Consider the following 15,823-nt stretch of genomic DNA (forward strand, 5'->3'; position numbering starts at 1 on the left):
CTCAATTGCCGCGGCCGCCATCTGGAAGGGGCTGCACGCGCGTGACCAGCACGATTTCACAGGCGCCTGCACCGGTGTCACTGCGGGTCAGTGACGTGCGCCAGCGCCAGCCGTCGGCCCGGTCGACGTTGACCAGATAGCCGCCCAGGCGCACGAACTGATCCGGGTCGATCTGATCGATTTGATCGGCAATTCCTGCGCTGGCCGGAATCAGGTGCATATTGGCACTGTGCTGCTCAATATCGCGACGCGGGATCGGAAACTCGTCAACCCGCCACCGGTAGAATCGTCCGCTCTGGCTGATGCGGATCTTCTTGAGCACTTCGGGACGCGCCATCGGCCCCCAGCCAAACGCAACATCAAGCGGAGAGAGCTCTGCCTCGACGCCACTGCGGTAGCGCTTTCGGCCGAGAACGCGGGCCTCGATCTCGAAATTGGCAACCGGTTCAATCAGGAATTCGCCCGCCGAAAACGGACCTGGCGAATCATCCAGCGCCTGCTGCAGCGGCGGCCCGTCGACCGAGAGCTGGTGATTGAAGGTTGGCGCTTGGCGTACGGCGCCATCCAGGGCCTCGTAGACCGGCGTTGGAGCGGGCCAGAACCACCACAGGATCAGCAGGAACGCGCCTGCCCACAGAAGCCGGCGCATCATGGCAGCGTGTCCGGTGGGCCATATACGATCGCATATCCCCGGCTACTCATCACGCCCGCTTCTCCAGATTGACAGGAGCAGCCAGATACCGCCCAGAGCCGCCCCGATGAAACCGATCAGACCGAACAGCGGCAAGCCAAACGCCTCACGCTCGCCCTGGACGTTGAGCACGATGGCCGAACCAATGATGAGCGCTGCGGTGACCACGCCCAGGGTCAGGCGGCTGGCTGCACGGTCCAGGCGCTGGCTGACGTCCTTGAGCGCCTTGATATCGACATGCACCTCGATACGGCCCTTGCGCGCGCTGCGCAGCAACCGGCTCAGATCATCCGGCAAGCCACCCAGCAGCCGCAGCGTCTGGCTTAGCCCTTTCTGCAAGCGGCGGGCAACGTTGAGCGGCGCGTAGTGGCGGCGCAGCACGTCACCGATGACCGGCGCCGCCTCACCGGCCATGTCGAAATCCGGATCAAGCGACCGGCCCATGCCCTCCAGGGTGATGAACGCCTTGAACATCAGCACCAGGTCGGGCGGCAGCACCAGGTGATGATGTCGCAGCACCGAAGTGATTTCACCGATCATGTCGGCCAGCTCCAGTCTTTCCAGCGGCACGCCATGATAATGATCGATGAACTCGGCGACGTCGTCACGCAGCCGGGCCTCGTCAATGTTCGACTCCTCGCTCCAGTCGACAAGAATTCGGGAAGCAGCGTCGGGGTCGCGCGCGACCAGTCCATGCAACAGCTCGGCCACCTCGTGCCGACGCTCGTCCGACAGCCGTCCGACCATGCCGAAATCGAGTAGGCCAATCCGGTTGTCTGGCAGATACATGATGTTCCCGGGGTGTGGGTCGGCGTGAAAAAAGCCGTGCTCGAGAATCATCAACAGGATGCCGCGGGTACCGCGCGCGGCGATCAGGTGCGGATCGAGACCGGCCTTGTGGACGCCCTCGTAATCGCGGCCGGGAATGCCTTCCAGACAGCTTTGCACGTTGAGCCGCTCGCCGCTCCACTCCCAGCAGATCTCCGGCACCACGATGCCCGCATCCTCCTCCAGGTTGGCGGCGATGCGCTCGGCGTTTCGGCATTCGGCCGCGAAGTCCAGCTCGCGCCGGAGCGACTGCGAAAACTGGCGGACCAGGAGCCGCGGCCGGTAATGGCTGAGATCGCTGGCCTCGGACTCGATCACTTCGGCCAGCCGCCTCAGCAGTCTCAGATCTGCCTCGATGACCGGCCGGATGCCGGGGCGGCGCACCTTGAGTACGACGCAGGTCCCGTCCTCGAGCCAGGCGCGATGCACCTGGGCCAGCGAGGCGGCCGCCAGCGGCTCGCGTTCTACGCGCTCGAACACCTCGTCGGGCGGCGCGCCCAGGTCCTCGGTCAGCTGCGCTTCGATCGGATCCCATGGCACGGGGGGCGCATGGTCCTGCAGCTTGCTGAGCTCGGCCAGCCACTCCGGACCGAACAGGTCAACGCGCGTGGCCAGCACCTGGCCGAGCTTGACGAAAGTGGGCCCCAGCTCTTCGAGCACCCGGCGCAAGCGCGCGGGCGGCTTGAGCTGGGCGAGTTCCTCGCCTTCTTTCCAGTGCAGGACCTTTCCCGCCCGTTCGAGCGCTCCGGCCATGCCGACACGCTGGACCACGTCGCCGAAACCATAGCGGATGAGTACTGACGCGATGTCCTGCACCCGACCGATGTCGCGAGCCGCGCTGAGTGCTTGCCAGAGCATGGCCTGTATCCGGTTGAAGTCTTGCCTAGAGTAGCTTATCGGCGCCCCACAGGGCGCGCGAACCCATTCACGCCGCAATGGCCGACCGGGTAGAATCCGCCCATGATCCGCGCTTCGAACATCCTGCTCTGCTTCGCTGCTCTGGGCGTGCTGGCCGGCTGCGCCACCACCCCTGTGCAAAATCAGGACAATATCTGCGATGTGTTCGAGCAGGAACCAGGCTGGTACGACGATGCCCATGACAGTGAACGCCGCTGGGGCGTACCCATCGCGATTCAGATGGCAATCGTGCAGCGCGAATCCTCCTTCAGGGGGCGTGCAAAACCCGAACGCACACGCCTGCTCGGCTTCATTCCGTGGCGGCGGCCATCGTCGGCGGAAGGCTATGCCCAGGCCCAGGACCCGGCCTGGCAGGATTATCTCGAGATGACCGGCCGCTCAGCCTGGTTTGCCAGCCGCTCGGACATGAGCGACGCACTGGACTTCATCGGCTGGTACAACTACACCAGTCACCAGCGCCTGGGCATTCGCCGCAACGATGCCTTCAACCTGTACCTGGCCTATCACGAGGGCCACGGCGGCTACGAGCGCGGCAGCTGGAAGAACAAGCCCAAGGTACAGCAAACCGCGCGCGAGGTCGCCGAGCGCGCCGAGCGCTACGCCCGTCAACTGCCGGCCTGCGAGGATCGCTTCCGCTGCGCGGCCTGGTGGAAACTCTGGCCCTTCTGCCGCTGAGGCCACAGGGCAACATAGACGGCCGCACCGGCCACGCCGGGCAGCGCCATTCCAACCATGCCGGCTGCCGTGCGCGCGGCTGCAATGGCGGTCACCGGCAGCATGGCGTCCATCAGCAGCAAGGCGACCACCACGGCGAAGAACCCGGCCAGCAGGTGGAGGACAGCCCGACCGGACGGCCAGAGCCAGGACAGCCCGGCAGCAACCGGAAACGCAACCACCAGGGCCGCCGCCACGATGATCGCCCATATCGGCGCAAACTCGGCCAGATCAGCCAGGGTTGTGATCAGCCGTGTACCCAGCGAAACCGTTTGACCCAGCTCGGTGATCCGCGCCAGGTTGAGCTGGGTCTGAATGATGCTGCCTACGGCCGCGGTCACGATCACGGCGGCCAGCCAGGCCAGAAACCATCTCAGTGCGTTCATCGAACAGGCTCCGCGCATCGTCGGGGCTACAGATTACCAGCTCGCTGTTTGCTATCTTGAACGGGTCACAATCGCTGCCCCTGCATGGTCCGCTTTGAATGGAGTCACGAATGACCCGGATTTTGACGCTGCCCCTGTTTCTGGTGCTTTGCTCAACCGCTTCAGCGAGCGAATTCACGATCGAACCCTTCGCCGGCCCGCTGGAACACCCCTGGTCGATGGTTTTCTTGCCCGACGGCCGCGCGCTGGTCACCGAGCGACCCGGGCGCTTGCGCATCATCGACGTCGACGGCCGCCTGCTCGATGATCCCGTCGAGGGGACCCCAGCGGTTTATGCGGCCAGCCAGGGCGGTCTGATGGGCCTGATGCTGCATCCTGAATACGCCAGTAACGGCTGGATCTACCTCACGCTGGCGCACGGCACGTCGTCAGCCAACGCCACCCGCCTGGTTCGCGGCCGGCTCTCTAGCGGCCGCTGGATCGACCAGGAGGTGCTGTTCACGGCCCGGCCGTTCAAAGACACGCCCGTCCATTACGGTGGGCGAATGGCCTTTCTGCCCGACGGCACACTGCTGATCAGCACCGGTGACGGTTTCGACTACCGCGAGCACGCCCAGCGACTCGACAGCCACCTGGGCAAGGTGCTCCGGCTCAACGAGGACGGGTCGGTGCCTGAGGACAACCCGTTTGTCAGACAGGAAGGCGCTCTGCCGGAAATCTTCAGCTACGGTCACCGCAATCCGCAGGGCCTGGTGGTGGAGCCGGACAGCGGCCGCGTCTGGCTGCACGAGCACGGACCGCGCGGCGGCGACGAGCTCAATCTGCTCGAGCCCGGCGGTAATTACGGCTGGCCGATCACCACAAGAGGCGTCGACTACTCCGGCGCGCGCGTCACGCCCTACGAGAGCCGTCCGGGCATGATCAATCCGTTGATCGACTGGACCCCGTCGATCGCGCCGGCCGGCATGAGCCGCTATGCCGGCACCCTGTTTCACGGCTGGCACGGAGACCTGCTGGTCGCCAGCCTGGTCGAAAAGACCATCCGCCGCATCAGGCTCGACGGCGAGCGGGTGGTGTCCGATACCCCACTTGGCCTCGGCATCGAGCGCCGGTTGCGGGACGTGCGCGTTGGACCCGATGGCGCGCTTTACCTGCTCGTGGATGAGAAATCAGGTGACGTTATACGCGTAACTCCATCATTATAGGTTCGATTCGTCGGGGACACGGCCCCGACCTACCCCGCGATCAGACGGCCCGACCATCGGGCCGGAACGCCGCGGGTCGCGGTCGCATCCGCGACGGACAAGGCTCGATTCGATCCGTCGGTGACCCGGCCCCGACCCACCCCGCGATCAGACGGCCCGACCATCGGGCCGGAGCGCCGCGGGTCGCGGTCGCATCCGCGACGGACAAGGCTCGATTCGATCCGTCGGTGACCCGGCCCCGACCCACCCCGCGATCAGACGGCCCGACCATCGGGCCGAAGCGCCGTAGGTCGCGGTCGCATCCGCGACGGACAAGGATCGATTCGATCCGTCGGGGACGCGGCCCCGACCTACCCCGCGATCAGACGGCCCGACCATCGGGCCGGAGCGCCGCAGGTCGCGGTCGCATCCGCGACGGACAAGGCTCGATTCGATCCGTCGGTGACCCGGCCCCGACCCACCCCGCGATCAGACGGCCCGACCATCGGGCCGGAGCGCCGCAGGTCGCGGTCGCATCCGCGACGGACAAGGCTCGATTCGATCCGTCGGTGACCCGGCCCCGACCCACCCCGCGATCAGACGGCCCGACCATTGGGCCGGAGCGCCGCAGGTCGCGGTCGCATCCGCGACGGACAAGGCTCGATTCGATCCGTCGGTGACCCGGCCCCGACCCACCCCGCGATCAGACGGCCCGACCATCGGGCCGAAGCGCCGTAGGTCGCGGTCGCATCCGCGACGGACAAGGCTCGATTCGATCCGTCGGTGACCCGGCCCCGACTCACCCCGCGATCAGACGGCCCGACCATCGGGCCGAAGCGCCGTAGGTCGCGGTCGCATCCGCGACGCACAGGGTTCGGTCGGCTCGATTGCGGTCACTCCGCGCTCGTCGACCTCGGCCGGTTGCGGTAACGCTCGTAGAGCCGTCTCTGGCGGTCGCGCGAAAAATCATACGCTTCGCCGTCGATCCAGGCGCCATGGATACTGGTGGTAGCCTCCAGCGGTGAACCGTCAGTGACGAAGAACGTCGCGCGCTTGCCTGGATCGAGGGTACCCAGCTCCTCGCCGACGCCGATAATCTCGGCCGGCCACTGGGTCACACTTTTCAGCGCCGCTTCCTCCGACAAACCGAAGGCGGCCGCCATGCCGGCCTGAAATGGAATATGCCGGGCGTTACCGGCGGTAAAGGCCGAGCCCCCGTCGGTGATGGCAAAGCGCACGCCGGCCTCGGCCAGGCGCGATGCCGCTACGTAGGCTTCGTCATAGGGCTCCCAGGCGCGTTCGGGCATGGAGTGAACCCCGGTCAGGATCGCGTCGGCATCGCTGGCGGCCAGCCGTTCGGCCAGGTGCTGCAGGTCCGGCCCGCCAACGAGCACGACGTCATCGAATTCCTGTTTCCTGGCCCAGTCAAGGGCGGCGGTCATGGCGCGCTCGGTACCGGCGTGCAGAAACAGGCGCAGATCACCGTCAAGCAGCGGGCCCAACGCAGCGAACTGGTCGTTGGGTGCCGGGCGTGGCGCGCCCGATTCCCGATGGGCCCGCATGGCCTTATGCCAGGCGCGCGCCTGCTCGAGCACCTCGTCGATGAGCTTGAGGTCTTCGTGCTTGTCGTCGTCGGCCGCGCCCGGCGGAAACGCGATATGCATGCCCGTAGGCGCCTTGAGCGTCATGTCCTGCCAGTTCCAACCGGCCAGGCTGATGGCCGCTGAAGAACCCCGAATCAGTCCACCGGTCGGCATGATATTGGCCGTCAACAGGCCACCGCTGACGTTGGGGGCAAACAGCATGGAGTCGTGGTTGACCGCGATTTCTGCGCGAATGGCGGCGTTGATCTTGCCAGTCTCGGTCGTGTCGTCGGTGCCGGCCACGCTGCCGATCTCGGTCAGGCCCAGGACCGTGCCGGCATGCACCAGGCCGGGATACAGGTGCCGCCCCGTCAGGTCCACCGTACGGACCTCGTCAGGCACCTGGATCCGATCGCCGAGCGCTTCGATGCGGCCGTTGTTGACCAGCAGCGTGCCGTTCTCGATTGCTGGCCCGGAGACCGGATGAAGCGTGGCGCCGACATAGGCCACGCGTTGGGCCAGGGCCGAGGTTCCGACGGCCGCAAGCAGCACAGCCGCGATGGCGTTACGAATGAGGATGCAAGTCATGATCAGGCTCCTCCCAACAGATGACGCAGGACGGCAAGTCCCGGTTCCGGGTCGTCGGGATCGGTCTGTTCCTCGGCTTCTGCATCGGCCGCTTCTTCACCGTCTTCGCTCGCATCGTCCTCGCCCGACTCGCTTTCGGCCCGGACCGCCGCAATCAGCTCCTGGCGTTCAGCCTCCCAGGCCTGGCGCGCCTCGAGATCGCGCTGGCGGTCGAAATACAGGCGGCCGTCGATCCAGGTCTGCTCAACCCGGCTGGTGATCGACAGCGGCGGGCCGCTCCAGACCACGATATCAGCATCCAGCCCTTCGGCGAGCCGGCCGATGCGCTCGCCCTGGCCCAGCTGCCGGGCCGGGTTGGCGGTCACCAGTTTGAGCGCCTCGTGTGCGTCGAGGCTGCCGTATCGCACCGATTTGGCCGCTTCGATATTCATACGGCGGGCCAGCTCCGGGTTGTCGGAGTTGACGCTGGTCAGCACACCGCGTTCGTACATCAGCGCAGCGTTGTAGGGGATGGCATCGCGCGCCTCGTACTTGAAGCCGTACCAGTCGGAGAAGGTCGAGCCACCAGCGCCGTGCCCGGCCATTTCGTCGGCCACCTTGTAGCCTTCCAGCACATGGTGAAAGGCCCTGATGCGAAACCCGTGACGCTCGGCCGTGTCCATCAGAGCCAGGAACTCGTCGGCACGATAGCCGTGCGAGTGCACGTCGATCTCGCCGGCAAGGATCGCGTTGAGCACCTCCATCTCCAGATCGGGCCGCGCGGGAACCGCGTTGCGGCCACCGCGCTCGGCGTGGCGGCGGGCATACTCACGCGCCTGCTGGAACTTCTCGTCGATGATCTGGTTCACGCCCTGACGGCTGTCAGGATAGCGCGGCGTATCCGGCTGCCAGTTGCTCTGCTTGGGATTTTCGCCCAGCGCGAACTTGATCACGCCCGGCTGCCCTTCGATGATCATGTCATCAGGATCGGCGCCCCAGCGCAGCTTGACGATCACGTTCTGGCCGCCGATGGCGTTGGCCGAGCCGTGCATCAGATGCATGGTCGTGAGTCCACCAGCCATCTGCCGGTAGATATTGATCGAGTCGGCGTTGATCACGTCGGCGATGCGCACCATGGCAGTGCTGATCAGCGACGATTCGTTGACCCCGCCAGTGATGGCCGCGTGCGAATGGGCGTCGATCAGACCGGGCGTGACGTGACGGCCGTCAGCGTCGATCTCGACGGCGCCACGCGGCGCGCTCAGGTCCTGGCCGATGCGCTCGATCCTACCGCGGCGGATCAGCAGGTCGGCATCTTGCAGAACGCCCGCCTCGCCGGCCGTCCACAGGGTGGTGTTGCGGATCAGGACATGATCCGGCTGTTCGGGAATCGCGCTGTTCCAGGCTTCGATATCGTGTGCGCCGGCCGGCATCGCGGCCCATGCCACGACCGCAGCCAGCACCATTCGGGTAAACTTGTTCATGCCGCGTCCTCCACGTCGTCGGGATTGCCGCTGCGCCTGCCACGCACGCCGAAGTCGCCCTGCGGGCTGGAACCGCTGCCGCTGCCGCGCTCGCCCTCGATATCGAGGAAGAAGCTGATCGAGCCGGGCATGCCCAGGCGAGAGCCGTCGATGCGCACGTCCAGTCGGCTGCCGGATACCCGAGCCTCGGCCAGCGGCACGGAAGTACCCATGATGCTGAAGCTGCCCGACAGGTTCGGCGCCTTGCCGTCGAGATCGAGCAAGGCTTCCATATTGCCCATCCCCTCGATGACAAGGGTGATATCCCAGCGGCCGGCCGGTTCGATTTCGGGCGGCTCGAGCGCGCTGAGCACGTAGCGGCGCCCGTCAACCCAGATCTCTTGCACGGTTGGCGACTCGACCAGCAGCTCGCCTTCAACCACCACAAAATTCGCCATGTAGCCGGCGACCAGGCGTCCGGCCCGATCGTCGATGCCCAGCATCTTCGCCGGTCCGGTGGTCAGCGCGGCCAGGGCACGGTCGGGATCAAGCCCGCGCTCGATGGCACGCGCCAGGTTGGGGAACAGCCCGTCCGGGCTGCCGTGCGGATGTGTGGTGAACACCACCGGCAATCCCGAATCCATCACCCGGCCGGGGTTTTCCGGTGCCAGGTGCCAGTGCCTGAGCTCGGGCAGGCTGACATCGCGTTCGTGCTTGTCGACATCCGGCGCGTCGGGAAAGTCGAGCGGCAGAATCTGGCCCAGGCCCGCTGCCGCCAGCGAGTCGAGCCGCTGGTACTCGCGGCCGTGGCCGACAATCCATGGTTCAAGCCCATACTCGGCCGCCAGCGCGGCGACACGCAAAGAATCGAGCATGTCGGCAGATTCAAACACCGTCGGGACATCACCGGAGAGCACCGGCTCCAGGGCCGATATGCCCTCCAGAAAAGCGGGTCGCGACTGAGCGGGATCACGGTGCCAGGCCGCCCGCGCCCCGACCTGCCATCGTGCGTCGGCCAGCACCTGGCGCAACAGGGCAATCGAGCCCATCAGGGAATTGGGGAAATCGCCCCCGGAAGTCCGGGCCTGCAGGGAAAAATGCTGGAACAGCTCAGGCGCAATCAGGTTTTCGGCCAGACCACCCTCGCCCAGGTTGACCAGCGCGCTTGATCCGCGCACCAGGCCATCTTCAGGCGCGATCACGGCGCTGGTAAATCCGGCCCGGCGCAGTGCCTCGACCCGTTCGGCCGGCCAGAAACCGGAGGCCAGCTTGCGCTCCGCGGTGATAAGCGGATGCGGATAGCGGCCAGGCGCCAGGCGTTCACCGGATTCATCCTCCGTGTCTTCGTCCTCACCTTCATCTGAATGGAAGGCGATCGGAACATAAGCGTCGATCAGGCCCGGATAGACGCGAGTATCCGATTCTTTCGGGTCGAATTCGTGTACGCGAGCATCGGGCGGAATCGCGAGATCGTCACCGATCGACTCGATGATGCCATCGCGGATCACGATGATGCCGTTTTCGATCGTCTCCCCGGGTGCTGTCACCAGCGTGACGCCGCTGATGGCGTGCACCCCCGGTGCGGGCTGGCGCAGCAGCGGCTCCTGGGCCGTCGCCGGCTGAAGCCAGGCCGAGGCGGCTACGAGCAACAAAAACCTCTTCAAGGCCGATCCTCCCGTTCTGAACAAGCCGTCACGCTAAACGACGGTCAGCGCCGAGAAAAGGGTCAAAGGTCATGGTCCCGTTCAGTTGGCGCTTGACTCAGGAAGAGAACCGAGGTCGATTGGATGTCGGGCCACCGGCATGGTCATGCAGCGGCAGCCGCCTCCGCCACGAGTCAGCTCGGCGCCGTCTATGGTCACCACCACACGCTCGTCGGCGCCGATTACGCGGCTGCCGGCGATCACATCCTCGGCGTCAGCCACGTTGAAGCCGGCTGACGACAGGGCGTCCAGCGTGTAGCGATTGTGTCGATAACCGAGGATTTGCCCGGGGCCGAAGGCGAAAAAGTTGGCCCCGCTGGCCCACTGCTCACGCTCCTGGTGGAAATCATCATCACCGCCGCACGGCACCGGCGCAAGATCCACGCCCACCGCCGACAGGGCAGAAAGCACGTCGCGATACTCGGTGATGTCCGCTTCCGGACCCTCGCGAAAACGACAGTGAAACGCGCGCGAGCGATTGGCCCCGGTGATCAGAGGCGGAAAAACCACACACTTGTCGTGATCGACCATGGTGAAAATCATGTCGAGATGAATGGTGGCACGGGTCTTCGGAATCTCGACCACGATGAAGTTGTCGATCGGACCCTGCGAGGCGATCGCGCGCATGAGCTGGTCGATTCCGGCCACCGAGGTGCGCTCGCTGTAGCCAACGACCGCCAGGTTCTCACGGATGACCAGCAGATCTCCGCCCTCGATGGTCACCTCCGAGTCGCGGTTGTCGGTGCCGTCGAAATAGAAGCCCCCGGAGCGAATCTCGGGGTGGTGTTTGAAGACGGCCTTGAGCAGCAGTGCCTCGGCCACTCGAGCCCGGTAGGCCATCGAACCGATGATGATGCGATCGTTGACGCACATGGTGGCATCGCGGGTGAAAAAGGTGTTGGGCAGCGGAGGAATGGCGTAGCGCGATGAACTCAGATACTTCTCCAGGCTGATGGCCCGCTTGGGCGTCCCCTCGATCAACTGGCGCGCGAGTTGATCCTGTGAGAGATCAAGCAGATAATCGCGCACTTCGGGACAGTCAAACAGCCCGGTCAATGCCGACACCAGTCCCTGCCTCACGCGCTCGATGGCGAGCACCTCCACCAGCAAATCCCGCAGTTCGACAACGTTGGCGAAACAGCCCAGTACGCCCTTGAGCTGGCGATGCTCACCGGCAGCCAGCTCCAGGTTGAGAATGTCATCGTAGAGCACTTCTGCAGCCGTGTCCGGGGTCATATTCTCGATTTCCTGACCCGGGGTATGGACAACCACGGTCTGCAGCGGGCCAATTTCGGAACTGACGTTGATATCAATGGTCATTGCCGGGCTTGAAGTTGGACGGGACGCCTGATTATACGCACCCGCAGGCGCTGATCGGCTGACTTGCATCCGCTCACCGTCCCTGCGACTATTGCCGGCGTTTTCCACCACATTGCGCCCGACCCAGGTACTCTGACATGACCGACCCACAACCGGAGCGTTTCCCGCACATCTCCCGTACGCAGATCTTGTGGTTTCTGGGCGGGCTGCTGGTGACCGGTTGGCTGATCTGGCTACTCGGCCCGGTCCTGACACCCTTTTTCATCAGTATTCTGCTGGCCTATATCGCCAACCCGGTTGTTGAATGGATGGAACGCCTTCACATCCGTCGCGATCTCGCCGTTGCGCTGGTGTTCGTGCTGGCCTTTGTGCTGCTGGCCGTTGCACTCCTGATCATCGTTCCCGTGCTGATTCGCGAAGTCGCCGAGCTGTTCGGTCGCCTGCCGGGCTACTTCCAGGCCCTGCAGGAAACGGTTCTGCCCTGGGTCGAAGACCGGCTGGATATTCGGCTGGACCTGGAGACCTTCGATGCCGAACGCGCAACCAGCCTGATCCAGGAGTACTTCCACAATATCACCAGCGCAGCCGGCAACGTGCTGACCACCATGACTCGTTCCGGTGGCCGATTCATTGTCTGGCTGACCGGAATGGTGCTGGTGCCGCTGGTCGCCTTCTACCTGATGCGCGACTGGAATCGCCTGATGGAAGCCCTGCGCGACATGCTCCCGCGTAACGTCGAACCCACCGTCGTTCGGCTGATCTCGCAGTGCGATGAGGCACTGGGCGGCTTCTTGCGCGGCCAGGTCCTGGTCATGATCAGCCTCGGCCTCATATACGGCGTCGGGCTGTGGATCGTGGGACTGAACAACGCCTTTGCCATCGGCATGATTGCCGGCCTGGTCAGTTTCGTGCCCTACCTCGGAGCCATTATCGGCATACTCCTGGCCGGCGTCACTGCCGTCATCCAGGACTTCAGCATCATGTTTCTGCTCTCGGTCGCCGCGGTATTCGTGATCGGCCAGACCATCGAAAGCCTGCTGCTCACGCCCAAGCTGGTCGGTGACCGAATCGGCCTGCACCCGGTGCTGGTCATATTCATGGTCATGGCCGGCGGTCAGCTGTTCGGATTTACCGGGATCCTGCTTGCCCTGCCGGTTGCCGCAGCCGGCACCGTACTGGTGCGGTTCTTCTACCAAAGCTACAAGAACAGCCGGCTCTACCAGCAGGAAGGCGACCAGGAGCAGTCGTAGCCCGGATGACGCCAGGCACGACGCCTCCGGCGCACAAAAAAGACCCGGAACGGAGTCCGGGTCAAGCGATTGCAGCCGGAATCGGGCCGAGGGAGAAAGCCCGGGCTGCTTCGGGGTAGTCTGAGTCAGCCGGCCTGACCGCCCTCAGGAGGCGGTTGATTCACTCTTGGCCGGCGACTTGCGCGTCGTCGTCGTGGACTTCTTCTGCTGTTCGGACAGCTCGCGCACGCGCTTGTTGAGTTCCGCCACGCGGTCACTCAGCTTGCTGATCTCCTCCGAGGTGGGCACGCCGAGACGCGACAGCGCCCGGGCCACGCGCTGCTCGAACACCTTCTCGAGCTTGTCCCAGTTGGTCTGGGCGGTCTCCCGGACTTTACCAACGCGGCTTTCCACGTCCTCACGCACGCCACCGACGGTGTCGCTGGCGAACTTGCGCCCCTTGCCTTCGAGCTTGCTGCCCTCGCTGACCAGGCGCTCGAACAAGCGGGTGCTTTCGCCCACCAGCTTGCGGCCAGCGTCATCGACACTCTTGCGCCCCTGAGAGATGAACTTCTCGCCTTCCTGCTGGGCCAGCGCAAATGCACCCAGACCAGCCAGCCAGATCTCGTGCGCGTATTCCTGTGCCTGATTGGTGGCCGTCTTGCGGGCGGCGGTTGTGCGGGTCACCTTCTTCTTGGCGACCTTTTTCTTGGCGGTTTTCTTCTTGGCGGTTTTCTTGGCCATAATGGCGAATCTCCTTGCCGCTGCTGCGGACTGTGTTTGTGTGACTTCGAGGGTTAAGATACGCATGTGTTCTAGAGTGGTCACACTAAACGATGGATACAGCAAGCTGGGCGAACTTCCCGCACGACAACAAGCCCTTCACCTATGCCGGGAGCCGGCTGGCCGCGGCCTGGCCCGACCTGCATCGTGGCGATACCGAACCGCTGCCCGACAATGAGGCCTTGCTCGGTGCCTGGCGACACTTTCACGCCGGCAACTTTGCCGCTGCGGTTGAGCAGGCCGAAACGCTTGGAGCTGCCGGACACGCGGTGGCCAACAAGGCCAGTGGAATCTACGCCGACTACCTGGAAGAAGACGAAGCGATCAAGATCGAAATCTATCGCCAAGGCATCGAGCGTGCCGAGGCGGCCATCGCCGAGTTTCCTGACGACGCCAATGCCCACTACTTCCGCGCCTTCCTGCTGGGGCGCTACAGCCAGAGCATTTCCGTGGCCAAAGCTCTGGCCCAGGGCATTGGCGGGCGTGTTCGCCAGTCACTGGAAACGGCGCTGCAGCTGGCGCCCGAGCATGCCGAGGCGCATACCGCAATGGGGCTCTACCACGCCGAAATTATCGACAAGGTCGGCAAGATGGTCGGTCGAATGACCTACGGCGCAAGCGCCGATCGCGCCATGGAACACTTCGAGCGAGCCCTCGAACTCACGCCGGAGGCGCCGATTGCCCATATCGAATATGGCAATGGCCTGTACCTGTTGTTCGGCGACAAGCGCCTTGATGAGTCGAACGCCGCCTACGAACGTGCCGCCGCCATCGAGCCGATCGATGCGATGCAGAAACTGGACATGGAATACGCCAGAAACTCTCTTTAGAAACTGAGGCTGCAGCCCCGCAACGGGGCACTTGAGACCCAATGGACTCCAGACTCGAGCCCAACGTTGGGGTCTATAGCGCGTCGATCCACTCGTGGACGGTTTCTGCCGCTTCGGCCGGGACGCGCCCTTCCTGCGGACCCAGCAGCAGCGTCAGATGCAGCAGGTTTTCGAACTCGACGGACACGTACTCCATCACGGCTTCAGGATCGGGCACTCGCCGGTCGTCGGTGATCAGCCCACAGTAGACGTGACCGCAGTAGCTGATGATGCTGATCCCCATCCCGACCGAGCCGGTCTGGGGAACCCAGAACATCATCTCGCGAATGCGGGCGCCGGCCAGGTAGAGCGGCTGTTGCGGGCCGGGTACGTTGGTCAGCACGGTGGACGCCTTGCGGCTGAACATTTCAAGTGCCGGTTTCTGAATTGCCGCCGGACCCATCCCAAGAAGCCCGAGCAAACCCAGCGACATGACCGCCTGCTTGGAGTGCTTGAGCTCATACATGAAATCCGAGACCTGATAAAGTCGCGCAAGCGGATTGTGCTCGGCCACCGGCAGTTCCAGAAACACCAGACCGAAGTGGTTGCCCAGCTCCTGGGCATGCTCCAGCGGACGCAGGTTGACGGGCACGGTGGCGCGCATGCTGACCGGCGACGGATCGTCACCACAGGCCACCAGATAGCGATGCAGGGCACCGGTCATGACCGCGATCAGCACGTCGTTAACGGTGCAGCCGAGCGCCCGGCCGACCGCCTTGACTTCCGCAAGATCCAGCGGTTCGGCCCAGGCCACGTTCTTGCGCACGCCGAGTGAACCCTTGAAACGCGAGGGTGGATCGTCGCTGAGCAGCAGTGCATTGGCCAATTCGGCCAGAATTTCCGTGGCGCTGCCGACATACTCGCTGGCCTGCTGAGGTTCGCGCAGGAGAGTGCTCGTTTCGGCCAGCAGCTTCTGGCTGAGGTGCTGCACCGCATCGATACCTTCACGGGCCGGAGCCATGAGCCGGCGAAAAATATTAGACTCCTCGGCCCTGCGCTTCTTCCAGCGCTCCGGGCTGACCAGCCTCAGGGACTTCTCGCGCTCTGTTTCCGTAAGCGACAGCAGCACCTGGACGAGCGCGATACCGTCAGCATAGCAATGGTGTATGCGCGTGATGATGGCCGGCCCCTCGACATAGTTCTCGACCAGATGGAACTGCCACAGCGGCTTGGTCTTGTCGAGTGGTGTGGACGCCAGCTGGGAGACAAAAGCCTCCAGCTCGGCCTTGCCGGCATCGCCGGGCAGCGCCGTGCGCAGGATGTGCGCGCTGGACTCGAAGTACTCGTCGTTTTCCCACCAACAGCCACGTGCGCTTTCGACCGCCTTTTGCCGGAATCGCCTGAAGGCCAGGAACCGATTGAGAATGATGTCCCTGAAGCACCCGAAATCAATCGATTCATCCAGCACCATCACACCGGTGATCATCATCAGGTTACTCGGCTGCTCCATTCGCAGCCAGGCCAGGTCGACCTTGGAGATTGGCTCACGCCGCGGGCTGGTCACCAGTCGGTTCCCTCGTTGCATTCAGGCTGGATTCTTTCACGCGCCACGGCATCGGTCAATTCAATGGCACTTCAGCCGCGC

Annotated in this window: 12 protein-coding genes and 1 pseudogene; 4 read left to right on the forward strand and 9 right to left on the reverse strand. The window is 64.4% G+C overall.

Translation table 11 applies throughout. The features are described 5' to 3' along the window. Position 1 precedes the first annotated feature (1 nt). The gene (locus HND55_09120; protein ID QKK02790.1) at positions 2 to 652 is read right to left on the reverse strand and encodes a hypothetical protein; all 651 of its coding nucleotides are present in this window, start codon (positions 650 to 652) and stop codon (positions 2 to 4) included. A 42-nt stretch (positions 653 to 694) separates the two neighbouring features. Continuing rightward, positions 695 to 2,377, reverse strand: a complete 1,683-nt coding sequence (locus tag HND55_09125) for a ubiquinone biosynthesis protein UbiB (GenBank protein ID QKK02791.1) — start codon at positions 2,375 to 2,377, stop codon at positions 695 to 697. A 102-nt stretch (positions 2,378 to 2,479) separates the two neighbouring features. On the opposite strand from HND55_09125, the gene HND55_09130 reads away from it, so the two are divergent. Continuing rightward, a complete protein-coding gene (locus HND55_09130) occupies positions 2,480 to 3,112 on the forward strand; it encodes a lysozyme-like domain containing protein (GenBank protein QKK02792.1) in 633 nt (210 codons plus the stop codon). A 2-nt stretch (positions 3,113 to 3,114) separates the two neighbouring features. On the opposite strand, the pseudogene HND55_09135 reads toward HND55_09130, so the two are convergent. Beyond that, a pseudogene (locus HND55_09135) lies at positions 3,115 to 3,537 on the reverse strand (hypothetical protein). Positions 3,538 to 3,647: 110 nt separating this feature from the next. Here HND55_09135 and HND55_09140 point away from each other — a divergent pair. Continuing rightward, complete coding sequence (locus HND55_09140) at positions 3,648 to 4,742, forward strand: PQQ-dependent sugar dehydrogenase (GenBank protein QKK02793.1); 1,095 nt, start codon at positions 3,648 to 3,650, stop codon at positions 4,740 to 4,742. An 872-nt stretch (positions 4,743 to 5,614) separates the two neighbouring features. On the opposite strand, the gene HND55_09145 is transcribed toward HND55_09140, so the two are convergent. The 4 genes from HND55_09145 to HND55_09160 all read right to left on the reverse strand — a co-directional run bounded on the left by HND55_09145 (position 5,615) and on the right by HND55_09160 (position 11,357). Next, positions 5,615 to 6,892, reverse strand: coding sequence for an amidohydrolase family protein (locus HND55_09145; protein ID QKK02794.1), 1,278 nt, complete (start codon positions 6,890 to 6,892; stop codon positions 5,615 to 5,617). Positions 6,893 to 6,894: 2 nt separating this feature from the next. Then, complete coding sequence (locus HND55_09150) at positions 6,895 to 8,355, reverse strand: amidohydrolase family protein (GenBank protein QKK02795.1); 1,461 nt, start codon at positions 8,353 to 8,355, stop codon at positions 6,895 to 6,897. Continuing rightward, entirely contained in the window at positions 8,352 to 9,998 is a 1,647-nt protein-coding gene (locus HND55_09155) for an amidohydrolase family protein (protein QKK02796.1), read from the reverse strand. The genes HND55_09150 and HND55_09155 overlap by 4 nt, the downstream gene beginning before the upstream one ends. An 81-nt stretch (positions 9,999 to 10,079) precedes the next feature. Then, complete coding sequence (locus tag HND55_09160; GenBank protein ID QKK02797.1) at positions 10,080 to 11,357, reverse strand: arginine deiminase; 1,278 nt, start codon at positions 11,355 to 11,357, stop codon at positions 10,080 to 10,082. A 137-nt stretch (positions 11,358 to 11,494) separates the two neighbouring features. Between HND55_09160 and HND55_09165 the strand changes: the two genes are divergently transcribed. After that, complete coding sequence (locus HND55_09165) at positions 11,495 to 12,607, forward strand: AI-2E family transporter (GenBank protein QKK02798.1); 1,113 nt, start codon at positions 11,495 to 11,497, stop codon at positions 12,605 to 12,607. A 144-nt stretch (positions 12,608 to 12,751) separates the two neighbouring features. Here HND55_09165 and HND55_09170 read toward each other — a convergent pair whose 3' ends face one another. Further along, positions 12,752 to 13,396: a phasin family protein gene (locus tag HND55_09170; GenBank protein QKK02799.1), complete on the reverse strand. Its 645-nt coding sequence runs from the start codon at positions 13,394 to 13,396 to the stop codon at positions 12,752 to 12,754. Positions 13,397 to 13,422: 26 nt separating this feature from the next. On the opposite strand from HND55_09170, the gene HND55_09175 reads away from it, so the two are divergent. Beyond that, on the forward strand, positions 13,423 to 14,199 hold the full coding sequence (locus tag HND55_09175) for a hypothetical protein (protein QKK02800.1): 777 nt from the start codon (positions 13,423 to 13,425) through the stop codon (positions 14,197 to 14,199). Between the two features lie 73 nt (positions 14,200 to 14,272). Here HND55_09175 and HND55_09180 read toward each other — a convergent pair whose 3' ends face one another. After that, complete coding sequence (locus HND55_09180; protein ID QKK02801.1) at positions 14,273 to 15,763, reverse strand: wax ester/triacylglycerol synthase family O-acyltransferase; 1,491 nt, start codon at positions 15,761 to 15,763, stop codon at positions 14,273 to 14,275. Between the last annotated feature and the right edge of the window lie 60 nt (positions 15,764 to 15,823).

It is taken from the genome of Pseudomonadota bacterium (assembly GCA_013285445.1).
In the GTDB taxonomy this organism is placed as follows: Bacteria; Pseudomonadota; Gammaproteobacteria; order Xanthomonadales; family Wenzhouxiangellaceae; genus Wenzhouxiangella.

What these genes read in the sequence shown, in the direction of transcription:
- HND55_09120 (QKK02790.1), bottom strand. Translation starts at nt 652, where the DNA reads ATGATGCGCCGGCTTCTGTGGGCAGGCGCGTTCCTGCTGATCCTGTGG.
- HND55_09125 (QKK02791.1), bottom strand. Translation starts at nt 2,377, where the DNA reads ATGCTCTGGCAAGCACTCAGCGCGGCTCGCGACATCGGTCGGGTGCAG.
- HND55_09130 (QKK02792.1), top strand. Translation starts at nt 2,480, where the DNA reads ATGATCCGCGCTTCGAACATCCTGCTCTGCTTCGCTGCTCTGGGCGTG.
- HND55_09140 (QKK02793.1), top strand. Translation starts at nt 3,648, where the DNA reads ATGACCCGGATTTTGACGCTGCCCCTGTTTCTGGTGCTTTGCTCAACC.
- HND55_09145 (QKK02794.1), bottom strand. Translation starts at nt 6,892, where the DNA reads ATGACTTGCATCCTCATTCGTAACGCCATCGCGGCTGTGCTGCTTGCG.
- HND55_09150 (QKK02795.1), bottom strand. Translation starts at nt 8,355, where the DNA reads ATGAACAAGTTTACCCGAATGGTGCTGGCTGCGGTCGTGGCATGGGCC.
- HND55_09160 (QKK02797.1), bottom strand. Translation starts at nt 11,357, where the DNA reads ATGACCATTGATATCAACGTCAGTTCCGAAATTGGCCCGCTGCAGACC.
- HND55_09165 (QKK02798.1), top strand. Translation starts at nt 11,495, where the DNA reads ATGACCGACCCACAACCGGAGCGTTTCCCGCACATCTCCCGTACGCAG.
- HND55_09170 (QKK02799.1), bottom strand. Translation starts at nt 13,396, where the DNA reads ATGCGTATCTTAACCCTCGAAGTCACACAAACACAGTCCGCAGCAGCG.
- HND55_09175 (QKK02800.1), top strand. Translation starts at nt 13,423, where the DNA reads ATGGATACAGCAAGCTGGGCGAACTTCCCGCACGACAACAAGCCCTTC.
- HND55_09180 (QKK02801.1), bottom strand. Translation starts at nt 15,763, where the DNA reads ATGCAACGAGGGAACCGACTGGTGACCAGCCCGCGGCGTGAGCCAATC.